This is a genomic window from Lysobacterales bacterium (genome assembly GCA_016703225.1).
Classification (GTDB): domain Bacteria; phylum Pseudomonadota; class Gammaproteobacteria; order Xanthomonadales; family Ahniellaceae; genus JADKHK01.
In genome coordinates this window covers 940,305-953,591 of sequence record JADJCM010000003.1, presented here as the reverse complement: position 1 = coordinate 953,591, position 13,287 = coordinate 940,305, and the positions used below count along the sequence as shown (strand labels likewise).

7 protein-coding genes and 1 pseudogene are annotated in these 13,287 nt (G+C 66.8%); 3 read left to right on the top strand and 5 right to left on the bottom strand.

The features are described from left to right. The first annotated feature begins 216 nt into the window (after positions 1-216). The 3 genes and pseudogenes from gltX to IPG63_17515 all read left to right on the top strand — a co-directional run bounded on the left by gltX (position 217) and on the right by IPG63_17515 (position 3,441). A pseudogene (gltX, locus tag IPG63_17525) lies at positions 217-1,635 on the top strand (glutamate--tRNA ligase). A gap of 1 nt (position 1,636) precedes the next feature. Then, positions 1,637-2,116, top strand: a complete 480-nt coding sequence (locus IPG63_17520) for a transcriptional repressor (protein ID MBK6728987.1) — start codon at positions 1,637-1,639, stop codon at positions 2,114-2,116. After that, entirely contained in the window at positions 2,113-3,441 is a 1,329-nt protein-coding gene (locus IPG63_17515; protein MBK6728986.1) for a succinylglutamate desuccinylase/aspartoacylase family protein, read from the top strand. The genes IPG63_17520 and IPG63_17515 overlap by 4 nt, the downstream gene beginning before the upstream one ends. 3 nt (positions 3,442-3,444) lie before the next feature. Here the strand turns inward: IPG63_17515 and IPG63_17510 are convergent, their stop codons facing one another. From IPG63_17510 to IPG63_17490, 5 genes are all read right to left on the bottom strand, one after another. Then, on the bottom strand, positions 3,445-3,837 hold the full coding sequence (locus IPG63_17510; protein MBK6728985.1) for a hypothetical protein: 393 nt from the start codon (positions 3,835-3,837) through the stop codon (positions 3,445-3,447). Positions 3,838-3,907: 70 nt separating this feature from the next. Continuing rightward, positions 3,908-4,801, bottom strand: a complete 894-nt coding sequence (locus IPG63_17505) for a c-type cytochrome (protein ID MBK6728984.1) — start codon at positions 4,799-4,801, stop codon at positions 3,908-3,910. 33 nt (positions 4,802-4,834) lie between these two features. Beyond that, positions 4,835-8,674, bottom strand: coding sequence for a hypothetical protein (locus IPG63_17500; protein ID MBK6728983.1), 3,840 nt, complete (start codon positions 8,672-8,674; stop codon positions 4,835-4,837). Between the two features lie 64 nt (positions 8,675-8,738). Continuing rightward, positions 8,739-12,842, bottom strand: a complete 4,104-nt coding sequence (locus tag IPG63_17495) for a DUF642 domain-containing protein (GenBank protein MBK6728982.1) — start codon at positions 12,840-12,842, stop codon at positions 8,739-8,741. Positions 12,843-12,929: 87 nt separating this feature from the next. Continuing rightward, positions 12,930-13,154, bottom strand: a complete 225-nt coding sequence (locus IPG63_17490) for a PIN domain-containing protein (protein MBK6728981.1) — start codon at positions 13,152-13,154, stop codon at positions 12,930-12,932. Positions 13,155-13,287 lie beyond the last annotated feature (133 nt).

Sequence of the window (13,287 nt, the reverse complement as noted above, 5' to 3'; positions counted from 1 at the left end):
AGCCGCTGGTCGGGCCACACGCCGCAGAAGTCCAATTGATTGCTTGATCGCGGCTTCCTGCGTCGAGAGCAGGGAAGTACTTCTGCATTCGGATCGACTTCGACGCGATTGCCCGCATCGAGCCCGCACTGAAGGCGGTTCGGGTGTAGCTGCCATTTCGGTTCCGGTTTCGTTCGCGCTTGCTAGACTCCGCGCCTTGTTTCGGAAGCTCTCCGGATGACCTATCGCACCCGCTTTGCCCCGAGTCCCACCGGCCTGCTGCACCTTGGCGGGGGCGCGCGCACCGCCGCTCTACTGCTACTGGGCTCGCAGCGAACGGCACCTTCATCCTGCGCATCGCAGGACACCGACCGCGCGTTCGACCAGGAATCAGGTGAACGCGATCCTGGACGCGATGGAGTAGCCCGGCCTGATTACGACGAGGGGCCGTTCTATCAGACACGATGCCCGATCGTCTGGTCCTATCGCCAGGTCGCACAGCACCTGGTCGCAGATGGCAAGGCGCTCATCGGTGCTGGTGCAGCAAGTAACGGCTGGAAACGCTGCGCGAGGCACAGATGGCGAACAACGAGAAGCGCCAGCGACGGCAAGTGCCGCCATGTTGCCGACGCAGTCGAGGCCCGGTGGTGCCGGTGATCCGCTTCAAGAATCCGCAGTCCGGCACGGTGGTGTTCGCGGACAAGGGTGCGCGGCCAGCATCGAGATTTCTAACGGGGACTTCGGATGATCGATCATCTGGCTTTCAGACGATTTCCGGCCTACAACCGCGCGGTCGTGGTCGACGACATCGACATGAAGATCACCGAGGTGATCCGCGGCGACGACCACATCAACAACACCCCGCGCCAGATCAACATCTACTACGCCATGGGCCACGAGCCGCCGGTGTTCGCGCACTTGCCGATGATCCTCGGCCAGGATGGCGCGCGCTTCCAGCGCCATGGTGCGGTCAACGTGATGAACTATCGCGACGACGGTTTTCTGCCGCACGCGTTGCTGAACTATCTGGTGCGCCTCGGCTGGTCGCACGGCGACCAGGAAGTGTTCTCGCGCGAGGAACTGGTCCAGTTGTTCGATGTGCGCGACGTGAACCGCGCACCGGCGCGCTTCGACATGGACAAGCTGCACTGGCTGAACCAGCACTACCTCAAGACCGACCTGCCGGAGAAAGTCGCGGCGCATCTGATCCCGCACCTGGAGGACCTCCACTACGCGATGGCGCACGGACCGAAGCCGGCCGAGATCGTGATCGCTGCACGACCGGGCGGAAAAACCCTCGGCGAATTGGCCGAGAAGGCGCGCTGCTGGTACGAGGAGTTCGAGAGCTACGACGCCGATTCCGCGGCGAAGCATCTGGTTGCGGGCGCAGCGCCGGCGCTCGAAGCTGCGCACGACGCGCTGGCCGCGATCGGCGAAGGCGAATGGTCGCCAGCCACGGTGGATGCCGCGCTGCGCGCCGCGGCCGAGAAGATCGGCGTCGGCCTCGGCAAGGTCGCGCAGCCGCTGCGCGTCGCGATCACCGGCTCGCAGGTGTCCCCGTCGATCGACCAGACCGTGTACCTGACCGGCCAGAAGCGTGCGCTCGCGCGCATCGACGCCGCGGTGCGTCGCGGCCAGCGCCAGCACGCGGCCTGAGATGAGTCCGCTGCGGCACGGAGGGCATCAGCATGCGCATGCGCCGGTGTCGTTCGTGCACGCGGTGGAGGCGGCCTGCGCTGCGCGTAGCCTCAAGCTGACGCCGATGCGACGACGCGTGCTGGAGCTGATCGCGGCCGCGGATCGCCCGGTCAAGGCCTATGAACTGCTCGACCAGTTGCGCCCGGACGTGGCGCGCGCTGCGCCGACCCAGGTCTACCGCGCGCTCGACTTCCTGATCGAGCACGGCTTCATCCACAAGCTCGAATCGATCAACGCCTTCACCAGTTGCCATCACCCGGCGGAGCAGCACACGGTGCCGTTCTTCATCTGCGACCGCTGCGGCGTGGCCACCGAGTTCTGCGATTCCAGGGTGGCGTCGATGCTGGTGGCGCACGCCGACTCGCTCGGATTCACGCCGCACGCGCAGACGCTGGAAGTGCACGGTGTCTGCGCGCATTGCCGGGTGGCGGGCGCATGAGGCGGGTGCTGGCTGGCGTCTGGTTGTGCGCGGGGCTGGCCGTGGGTGCCCAGGATTTTCCGATCGACGCCAAGCCCGGGCCCGCGCAGAGCACCAGCGAGCCTGCGCGCGAGGCAGCCGCAGCGCCGGCGGCAGTTGCACCCGCAGCGTTGCCAAAGACGCCGATGGCGGTGGTGGCACCGACCATGGACGCAGTCGCGGTGACGCCGTTGCCGATCATGGCCGAGGGGGCCGAAACCACGCCGCTATCGCTGCTCGGCCAGTCGGTGCGGCCGGGAACACGCGCCGAATTGCACTGGGCGTCCGGACAAAGTTTTGACGGCACCGTGGTGACCACGCCGGTAATCGTCGCGCACGGGACAACGGCGGGGCCGCGCATCTGCTTGACTGCAGCGGTGCACGGCGACGAACTCAATGGCATCGAGATCGTGCGCCGCCTGATGAATGAGTTGGATCCTGCGAGCCTGTCCGGCACCGTGGTCGGCGTGCCGATCGTGAACTACCTCGGCTACGCGCGCGGCTCGCGCTACCTGCCGGATCGGCGCGATCTCAACCGCTATTTCCCGGGCACGACGAGCGGCAGTTCGGCCTCGCGCATCGCGCACAGTTTCTTCTCTGAAGTGGTGTCGAATTGCCAGGCGCTGGTGGATTTCCATACCGGATCCTTCGATCGCAAGAATCTGCCGCAGGTGCGCGGCGACCTGCGCATCCCGGCCGTGCTCGAGTTCTCGCGCGGCTTCGGAGCGACCGCGGTACTGCATTCGCCGGGTTCGCGCGGCATGCTGCGCCATGCCGCGGTGGCGGCCGGCATTCCGGCGATCACCTTCGAGGTCGGGTCGCCGATGCGCCTGGAACCGGCCGAGATCGACCATGCGGTGCAAGCCCTGCACACGCTGCTGCACAAGATGGGCATGACCCGCAGCTTTCGCATGTGGGCCGAGCCGCAGGCGCTGTTTTACGCGGCCAAATGGGTGCGCTCGGATAGCGGTGGCATGCTGTTCTCGGAGGTGAATCTTGGCGATCGCGTGCGCGTCGGCCAGCGTCTTGGCAAGGTCATCGACCCGGTGCAGAACAGCGAGCGCGCGATCGTGTCGCCGGTGCAGGGCAAGGTCATCGGCATGGCCCTGAATCAGATCGTGCTGCCCGGTTTTGCTGCCTATCACATCGGCGTGCAGACCGACGAGCAGCAGGTGCGCGAGGCCGCCACGAATGACCCGCAGAACGCCGAGGCCGCCGCCGCGGCTGGCGATGAATCGGCGGAGACCGAGGACGGCGATGCCTCGCCGATCGAGACCCCGCGCGACGACGAGGACGGCGAGCGCTGAGCCTCAGTGCCCCTGCGCGAATTGCGCGAAGGTGACGTAGTGCCCACCGGGATCGATGAAGCCGGTTTCCTCGGAGCCGTAGAAGGTGCTGCGCCGTGGCATGTACACGGCGTGGCCGGCGAGCGCGGCCTCCACCGCCGCGAGGTCGGGCACTTCCATGAACAGGAAACCGCGGCCGCGCGCGGCAGCGCTCAGCGCCGGCATGTCCGCGGCCAGCGACGCGAAGCTCTGCAGCATCACCTCGACGCCCGCACAGTCGAGGATGCAGAAGCCGAGCCGGTCGCCATCCGGCACATCCATCACCTTGACGAATCCGACCGCCTCGAAGAACGGCAGCGAGGCTTCGATGCGCTCGACGAACAGGATCGGGGTGGACTTGCGTACGGTTGTGGACATCGAGGGGATCTCCGCAGGAGGTGGCATGGTGCCGTCGCCGCGTGGCCGCTGCAAGCCAGACGGCTCGGCGTCAGCGTGCACGCGGCGGCAGCGAGCGCAGGTAAGCCCAGAGCGCGCTCAACTCGATGTCGTCCATGTGCCGCAATTCGCGCCAGGGCATGACCGCGTCGATCGCGCTGCCGTTCGGGCGCTTGCCTTCGCGTATCGCGCGGAAGAAATCCGCTTCGGACCAGTCGGCAAGGCCGTTCGCGTGTGGTGTCAGGTTCGCCGCAGCGATGAAGTCCGGCGGCGTGCCCGGGATGCGGCCGCCCACCAAGGTGGCGCCATGGCAGCCGATGCAACCTTGGGCGACGTAGGCACCGTAGGCGACATCTGCTGTCGCTGGCGGCGCTGGTGCGCCACGGCTGGCAAGTGCGTGGTCGATGCTCCCTGCCTTCCACACCGGCAGTTGCCCGAACAGGTACAGCACGCGGCCCAACGGTCCGATGCGGCTTGCGGGCTGGGTCGTGGTCACCGGCGGGAGTTGCTTCAGGTACACGAACAGTGCGACCACATCCTCGTTCGAGAGCAGCGCGAAATCCTCCGCGGGCATGACCAGCAGGGGACGGCCGTCGCGAGCCACGGCGTGGCGCAGCGCGTGCTCGAAGCGGGCAAGGTCGTGCGTGGCGAGCACGCCGCCCGGGGTCAGGTTCGGCGTGTAGACCTGCATCACCGGGCCGGCATCGATCATGTGTTCGCCCATCAACTCCGGGCCGTGGCAGCCAGTGCAGCCGCGAGTGCGCGCGAGGTGCTCGCCACGAGCGATGCGTTCGGGCGTGACGGTGGCCTCGATCGCCAGGCGAGGCAATGCGTAGTGTCGGTTGCGTGCCTGCTCGGAGCGAAACCACGCGAGTCCGAACACGAATACGGCGAGCACCACGCACAGCGCGGCGAGGCGGATCAGAAAACGTAGCAGGGTTCTCATCGAGACTCTCCGTCTGGGAAGGGTGCAGCCTTGTTACTCGAAGCCATCGAAGAAAACCAACTCGGCGAGGTCGTCGCTGAGGATGCTGCCGGTGCCGCTCAGCGAGGCCGGGCTGGCGTTGGTCACGCCGGTGGCGTTGAGGGTGAAGGTCTCGTCGGCTTCCTCGACGGTGTCGCCGAGCACCGGCACGTTGACGGTGAGCGTGGTTGATCCAGCCGCGATGTTGCGCGCGGTTGCGGCGTGCGCGGTGTAGTCGCTGCCGGCAGTGGCGGTACCGTTGGCGGTCGCAGTGTTGAAGGTCACCGTCTTTCCGCTGGCTGCGGACAGGCGCAGCACGAAGGCGCAGTTCACCGACCCGGTATCGCCCTCGATCACGCTGCAGCCGGCGCCGTCGATGCCGAGCGTCGGTGGGGCGTCGTCGTCGCTGATGGTGCCGGTGCCGCTCAGCGAAGCTGGAGTGGCGTTGACAACACTGGTGACATTGAGCGTGAAAGTCTCGTTGTCCTCGTCGAGCGCATCGCCGAGTACCGGCACGGTGACGCTGAGCGTGGTCGTACCGGCGGCGATGCTGCGGGCGGTGCTGGCATGCGCGGTGAAGTCACTGCCGGCGGTCGCCGTGCCGCCGGTAGTGGCGGTGTCGAACGTTACCGTCCTGCTGCTGGCGGCCGACAAGCGAAGCACGAAGCCGCAGTCTATCGACCCAGTGTTGCCCTCGGTAATGCTGCAGCCGCCGGCGTCGATGCTCAGCACGGGCGCAGCGTCGTCGTCGGTGATCGTGGCGGTGCCGCGGTTGTCGCTGATGCTGCCGGCGCTGGGGTTGGACAGGTCGATGTGGAAGGTCTCGTTGTCTTCGTCCAGGGTGTCGCCGATGACCGGGCGCGTGATGGTGGCTCCGGTGGCATTGGCGGCGATGGTCAAGGTGCCGCTGCCTGCGGTGTAGTCCGCAGGCGCTGCGGCGCTGCCGTTGGCGCTGGCCCAGTTCAAGGTGATGGCGGTCTTGCTGGCGTGGCTGAGCGACACGGCAAAGGTCGCGGTCGAGTTGCTGCCGGTGCCCTCCACGATGGCCGCAGGGTCGGCGATCGAGATCTGGCAGGGATTGACTGTGGCTGTGGTGGCGCCGGCCGGCCCGGTGACGCCGCCGATGGTAGCGGTGACGCTGTAGTTGCCACTGGCGGCGGTCGTGGCGTTTGCGATCGCCGGGTTCTGCAGGGTGGAGGTGAATGCGTTCGGGCCAGTCCACGCATAGCTCGCGCCGCTGATCGTGCTGGCCGTGAGTTGCAGCGTCTGCCGGTTGCAGATCGCGCCGTTGTTGCCGGCGGTGGGGGCGGGCGGTGGCGTGACCACCGTGACGCAGGCGGAAAACTCCGAGGTGCTGTAGTCGATGAAGGGTTCGGTGCCGCTGACCACGGTGGCCGTCGCTGTCACCTTGCGTCCGTTGGCCAGTGCGGGCAGATCCACGCTGAAACCGGCATGGCCGGCGCCGTCGGTCGTGGCGTTGGCGCTGCCGAGCCAGTTCGCGCCCTCGCCATGGCCACTGGGGTCGCAAGTGGCGTTGTCGAAAAACTCGATGCGGTAGTTCAGGCTGGCCGCCGCGTCGAGCGCGCCCTGCACGCGGGTTGCGCTGCCGAGGTTTGCGGCGCTCGCCAGCACCGGGAAGTTCTCGCGCCACACGTCTCCATCGCCGGGGTCGTTCGCGGTCACGCCGTCATTGTCGATATCGATCGCCAGGCCGCCATTGCCGTTGAAGGTGTTGCGCAGGAAGCCGAAGCCGCTGTCGTTGCCGAGGATGGTGATGCCATTGCCGACGTTGCAGTCGATGCGATTGCCCTCGCCAGCGGCGATGCCGCCGACTTCGATGAAGCGCGAGCCGTCGTTCAGGCGGATTCCGTCGCGACCGTTGCCGAGGCAAGCACCGTTGGCAGCAATGCCGATCGCATTGGCGCGCACGGTCTGGCTGGCCGACATGGCCGGTTCGTTTTCGACGAACTGGATGCCATCGCCGCCGTTGCCCGAAAGCTGGTTGCCCTTGCCGGCCGCACCGAGTTCGAGATTGATGCGGTCGGGCCCGATATGGACACCATCGCCGCTGTTGCCGACCGCAGCGAGGCCATCGGCACTCGTACCGATGCGGTTGCCGTAGAGGCTCAGCCAGCCATCAACCGCAGTGATGCCGCTGCCGGTGTTGCCGGAGATCAGGTTGCCTTCGCTGCCGACACCGCCGATTTCGGCATAGGCCTGCACCAGCACGCCACCAGAGCCATTCGCCCGCGCTGCCGTGCCGGCGAGATTGCTGCCGATGAAGTTGCCTTTTACCGCGTGCGGCCCGTTGGAGGTGTTGCCGAGGCGCAGACCGTAGAGTGTGTTGCCGGAGATCAGGTTGCAAGCGCGGTTGCAGGTCCACGCATCGTGGTCGCCGCTGCCGATCACGGCGCCGTTGTAGACCGACTGAACCCAAATGCCGTAACCGTTGTTCGAGAGCGCGGCGCTGCCGTCCGCCGTAGTGCCGATGCGGTTGCCGAGGATCGTCAGCAGGCCTTCGCTCTGGATGTCGATGCCGGTGCCGGCGTTTCCCGAGATCAGGTTTCCGGCGGTGATGGAGCCGATCACGGTGTTCCAGCCGTTGTAGATGTCGATACCGCCGGAGCCGTTGGGAAGTGCCTGTGTCCCGTTGACATCGGTGCCGATGCGGTTGCCCTGGATCAGGGTGGCATTGGCATTGTCGATCTGGATCCCGGCCCAGCCGTTGCCCGAGATCATGTTGCCGCCCGCGCCCCAGCCGCCACTGCCGATGACGTTGCCGGAGGGAATGTCGCTGCCACCGCTGGTCGGAGCGACGTTGACGCCAGCGCGACCGTTGCCGCGGTCGAGCGTGCCGAACAGGTCGGAGCCGATCACGCCGCGCTGCACGACATTGTTGTCGCTGGCATCGCCGCTGATCTGCACGCCGTGGTGCCCGTTGCTGCTGAGGACATTGAAGGTGCCGGCAACGTCGCCGCCGATCTTGTTCGAGGGCGAGTCGAGAATGATCACGCCGTTCTCGCCGTTTCCGAGCGGTGCCGCGCCGTCGGTGGCGACCCCGATGTGGTTGCGCTCGATCAGGTTGCCGCTGGCACCTGCGGCGATGCCGATGCCGTTCAGGGAGTTGCCCGAGATCACGTTGAGGTCCGCCGCTGTTGTGCCGCCGATGCGGTTGTTGCTGGCCGCGGTGATCACCACGCCGTTGTAGCCGTTGGGAATGGCCGCGGTTCCGGCGGGGTTGGTGCCGATGCGGTTGCCGGCGACGACGTTGCCGGTGGCGGCGGCCGCGTCGATGCGCACGCCATCCACGCCGTTGCTGGAAATCGTGTTGCCCGGGCCGATGACGTTGTTCGGGCTGGCCGCGATGAACACGCCGCTGCCGTCGTTGCCGGACGCCCCTCCGGCGTTGTTGAGGCCGATGTGGCAGTACGCCACCGTGTTGCCGCCGCCGGCGCCGTCAATGCGGATGCCGACACCGTTGAAGCGCATCACCGAGAAGCCGCGGATGGAGCTGCCCGAGGTCGACAGCTGAAGGCCGATCGCCCCGGCGCCGGCGTTCAGTCCGTCGAGCTGGATCAGCGGCGAACCGGCGTACCCTGGCTGCGTCGTGGCGTCGATGCTGGCCGGCCCGGTGAGCGCGGGCAGCGCCGTCGCGAGCGCGATGTTGCGGCCGCCGCCACCGCCGATGTTGAACACGATGCTGTCGGCTCCGGCGTTGGCGTTGGCCTGCTGGATGGCCCAGCGCAGCGTGTTGGTGCCGGAGTCGTTGGCGGAGGTGACGGTGTAGGTCGCCGCCGCCGCCAGCGTGGGCAGGGCGGCGAGCAGCAAGGCGAGCAGGTGGCGGCGTGCGGTCATGGTTTTCCCCAGGTTTCGCTTACCCATACGCGCTGGCGGGGAATTTCTTTCGTGGGCGCGGAAGTCAGTCGAACCCGTTCCGGAAAATCGCGTCCGGCCAGCTGTCGTCGTTGATGATGGATGCGCGCTGACGGACGCACAGGCCCTCCTGCAGGCAGACGTGCAGGTCGAAATCCTCGTCGGCCTCCGGTGTGGTGTCGCCAATCACGTCGACCAGAAACGACTGCATGGTGGTTCCGGCCGCGATCTGTAGCGGTGAATCGGGGGAGGCCCAGGCAGGGACGAAGTCGATGCCGCTGCTGGCAACGCCGACCGGAACAATGGAGATGTCATCGAGCGTGGGACCACAGCTGCCCGGGGTGGTGCTGGCAAAACGCATCCGCATGCTGCTCGCGTTTGCCACCACGTCCACGGCGTGATACTGCCAGCCCATGTTCGAACTGGTGTGGCCGCTGCCGTTGAAGCTGAAGTTGCCAAGCGTCTGTCCGCCGAAGCTGACGGTCATGGTTTTGGTCACGGACGGACAGGAAGGGTCGCCCGCCATCGCGAAGGAAACGACGTAGCGCTGCCCGGGCACGGTTGCAAAGTCGCGTCCCAATGTCGCGGGAACGGTTCCCTGCAGATCGAGCGACTGGCGATAGTGCGAAGGCTGCCATTGCTGCCAGGACTTGAGTTGGATGTCGCCGCTCTCGATCAGCCACAGTCCCATGCTTTGTCCGGTGCCGAAGGAGATCGGTGTGTCGGTCACCAGCGGCATGTCGAAGCTGCTGTCAGCGGCACCCTGGAGCAGACTGTCGTCGGCGTCGGTCCAGGCGATCAGCTCCAGCGCGCGCCCCGAGGCAGCCGCCAGCCGGACCTCGAAGACACAGGGGCGGGTGGCAGAGTTGCCCTCCGCGACCACGCAGGGCTCGACGGTGAAGGTCGGCGTCGCGTCGTCGTCTTCGATCGTGGCGGTGCCGCGGCTGTCGCTGATGCTGCCGGCGTTGGCATTGGACAGGTCGATGTGGAAGTTCTCGTCGTTCTCATCGAGCGTGTCGCCAATCACCGGGCGGTTGATGGTGGCGGTGGTGGCGTTGGCGGCGATGGACAGTGTGCCGGCGCCGTTGCCGTAGTCGGCCGGTGCGGTGGCGGTGCCGTTGGCGCTGGCCCAGTTCAGGCTGATCGCGGCCTTGCTCGCGTGCGAGAGGCTGACCGTGAAGCTCGCGTTGCTGTTGCTGCCGCTGCCTTCGGTGACCGCAGCGTCGCTGATCGAGATCGAGCAGTTGTTCACCGTCGCGGTGGTCGTCCCGGCTGGACCGGTGACGCCGGCGACGGTGGCGGCGACGCTGTAGCTGCCACCGGCGGCGGTCGTGGCGTTTGCGATCGTCGGGTTCTGCAGGGTCGAGGTGAATCCGTTCGGGCCGGTCCACGCATAGCTGGCGCCGCTGATCGTGCTGGCCGTGAGTTGCAGCGTCTGCCGGTTGCAGATGGCGCCGTTGTTGCTGGCGGTTGGGGCGGCGGGTGGTGCGCTGATCTGGCGGCAGGCGGAGAACTCTGAGGTCTCGCTGCCTGCACCGTTGGTCGTGGTGGTCGCGGTCAAGTACTTGCCGGCGGCTACGGTGGAGGGCACGGTGGCCAGGAGTACGCCGTCGCCGTTGCCGTCGGTGGTGAGGTCCACGTACCCGAGGTAGCTGCCGCCCTCGCCGTAGCCCGTCGCGTCGCAGGCATCGCTGGCGAAGAACTCGATGCGAAGCGTCGCGGGCTGGCTGTTCAGCGTGCCGCTCACGTGCAGGCTCGCGCCATCGGCCACGGCGGCGGAAAGCACGGGGAAGTTCTGCTCGTTGTTGGCGCCGCCATCGCCATCGCCGGCGTCGTTGGTGGTCACACCGTTGGCGCCCAGATCGATTCCCAGCCCGCCGTTACTCGAGATGTTGTTGGCCACGATCTCGTTGCCGTCGCCTCCTGCGGCGGCTAGCACGATGCCAGTGCCGGCGTTGAAGCGGATGGTGTTGCCGCGCGCCGGGCTGTATCCGCCGATGCCGTTGTTGCCCGCGGAATTGGCAATGAAAATGCCGTGACCGGCATTGCCCAGCGCAGTTGCGCCATCGATTTGCGTGCCGATCTTGTTGGACTGGATCAGCACGTTGCCCGCATCCGCCGCATCGATCACGACGCCATGGCTGCCGTTGCCTGAAATCAGATTGCCCTGGCCGCCGGTGCTGCCGATGACATCGGTGCCGCTGGGCCCCAGGTCGCCGCTGACGCGCACGCCGGCCCCCGTGTTGCCGAGCCGAATCGTGCCGCTGATGTCGGTACCGATGTAGTTGCCGTACAGATAGCGATCGGCATTGAATCCGTAGTCCAGATCGACGCCGTCGCCGCCGTTGGCCGAGATGATGTTGCGTTTGGACGGGGTCGAACTGCCGATGATCAGATTGTTGGCGTAGAGTGCGTAGATGCCGTCGCCGGCGTTGGGCATGGGCCCCGTTCCGGCCGAATCGGTGCCGATCAGGTTGCCGATCACCGTCGTCGCATCGCCCTCGATGGTCACCCCGTTGCCGCCGCTGTTGGCGATCACGTTGTACATCAGCGTCGTGCCCGAGCCGTTGATGGTGACGCCTGCGCCGATATTGCCCAGCGCCGCACCGCTCGCCCCCAAGCCGATCCAGTTGCGGGCGATGACGGTGCTGGTGTTGTCGCCGCCAAAGAGGCGGATGCCGTTGGAGCCGGCAATGATGTTCCGGTAGCTGTCATCGTCGCCGCCAATCCGCGTGCCGGTGTTGTTGAAGACCAGATCCACGCCACCGATCCCGCCCGATGCGGTATTGCCATCCGCCAGCGTACCGATGACATTGCTCTGAATTCGGGTATTCGAGGAGTAGCTGAGATCAATGGCCCAGAACGAGGACGGACCGGCGATGACGTTGCCGGCACCGGGTTGGCCGATGGTGGTGTTCGTCGATTGCGCGATTAGGAGGTCGTAGCTGTTGTTGCCTAGGCGGACATCGCCCGCGAGGTTGGTGCCGATGCGGTTGCCCTGAATCAGGGTGCCGCTGGCGCCTGGATAAGGGATGTAGATGCCGGCCGCATTTGCGCTGATCAGGTTTCCGCCGCTGCCCCAGGCGCCGCCACCGACGACCGTATCGGGGGCAGCATCGATCTGGACGCCGAAGTTGTTTCCGCGAGCGAGGGTGCCAAACAGATCGGAGCCGATGATGGCTCTCTGGATCACGTTGCCGCTCGCCGCGGCTCCGGTGATCTTGACACCGGAGGCGACATTGGCACTGATGATGTTCCAGGTGCCGGCCACGTCGCCGCCAATCTTGTTTGTGGGCGAATCGATGATGTACACGCCGTTCCAGCCATTGCCGAGCGCGCTGACGCCATCGGCCGCGAGCCCGATGTAGTTGCGCTCGACCAGATTGCCGCTGGCGCCGCCGCCGATGCCGATGCCGTTGCGGGTGTTGCCCGAGATCACGTTGAGGTCCGCCGCCGTGGTGCCGCCGATGCGGTTGTTGTTGGCTGCCGTGATAACGATGCCGTTGAACCCGTTTGGCATCGCCGCCATGGCGCTCGGGTCGGTGCCGATGCGATTGCCTTTGATCACGTTGCCCGTGGCGTTGGCGCCGTCGATGCGGACGCCATCGATGCCGTTGCCGGCCACGAGGTTCCCCGGTCCGATCGTATTGTCGGGACTGCTGCCGATCCAGATGCCGCTGCCCGCGTTGCCTTGCATCACCGTGGTTCCGGTGCCGACCTCGCACAGGCTGACGGTGTTGCCACCGGCGCCGCTGATATCGAGACCGTGCAGGCTGAAGTTGTTGATCGCCAGCCCCTTCACGGTACTGCCTGCGCTGCTGAGCCTGAGTCCGGTCACGCCCGAGCCCGCGTTGCCCCCGGTCAGTTCGATGACCGGCGTGCCGGCATAACCGGGCTGCGTGGTGCCGTCCAGGTTGACGGTGCTGGTGACCGTCGGCAGGGCACTGCCGGGCGCGATGGCGTGCACGCCGCCGCCGGGAATGTTGAAGGCGATGGTGTCGGTGCCGGCATTGCCGTTGGCCTGGTTGATCGCCCAGCGCAGCGAGCCCGAGCCGCTGTCGTTGGTGTTGGTCACGGTGAAGGTCGAGGCACCGGCCAGCGCGGGCAGGGCGGCGAGCAGCAGGGCGGACAGATTGCGGCGTGCGGACATGGTTTTCCCCTGATCTGCCCATCCATACGCGCTGGCGGCGGAATATTTTCGCATGGCCGCCGTGGCCGCACTCCGCGCCGCGCGGCCTTACACCAGCGGGTTGCGGATACGCAGACCGGAAAACCGGCTGAAGTCGCGGTCGGCTGACCACAGTTCGCGCACGCCATGGCTGAGGCACAGCGCGGCGATGCGCGCGTCGTGCACCATCGGCCCCTGCACTCTGGCCCTGTCGATCAGGCCGCGCAGCAGCGACCAGTGGTGTTCGTTTTCGGCCAGCAGCACCAGTGAGGGCGAGGCCAGCCAGGCATCGATCTGGAATGCGGCCGGCGCCGCGAAACTCCGGTGTCAGGCCGTTGCCGCCGACGCTGGCATCTGCGAGTTGGAACGGTGGCTGCTCACGCGGCTCGGCCAGTACCGCGCGCAGGCCCTGTTCCGCCAGCGCCTT

What these genes read in the sequence shown, in the direction of transcription:
- IPG63_17505 (MBK6728984.1), bottom strand. Translation starts at nt 4,801, where the DNA reads ATGAGAACCCTGCTACGTTTTCTGATCCGCCTCGCCGCGCTGTGCGTG.
- IPG63_17515 (MBK6728986.1), top strand. Translation starts at nt 2,113, where the DNA reads ATGAGGCGGGTGCTGGCTGGCGTCTGGTTGTGCGCGGGGCTGGCCGTG.
- IPG63_17500 (MBK6728983.1), bottom strand. Translation starts at nt 8,674, where the DNA reads ATGACCGCACGCCGCCACCTGCTCGCCTTGCTGCTCGCCGCCCTGCCC.
- IPG63_17495 (MBK6728982.1), bottom strand. Translation starts at nt 12,842, where the DNA reads ATGTCCGCACGCCGCAATCTGTCCGCCCTGCTGCTCGCCGCCCTGCCC.
- IPG63_17520 (MBK6728987.1), top strand. Translation starts at nt 1,637, where the DNA reads ATGAGTCCGCTGCGGCACGGAGGGCATCAGCATGCGCATGCGCCGGTG.
- IPG63_17510 (MBK6728985.1), bottom strand. Translation starts at nt 3,837, where the DNA reads ATGTCCACAACCGTACGCAAGTCCACCCCGATCCTGTTCGTCGAGCGC.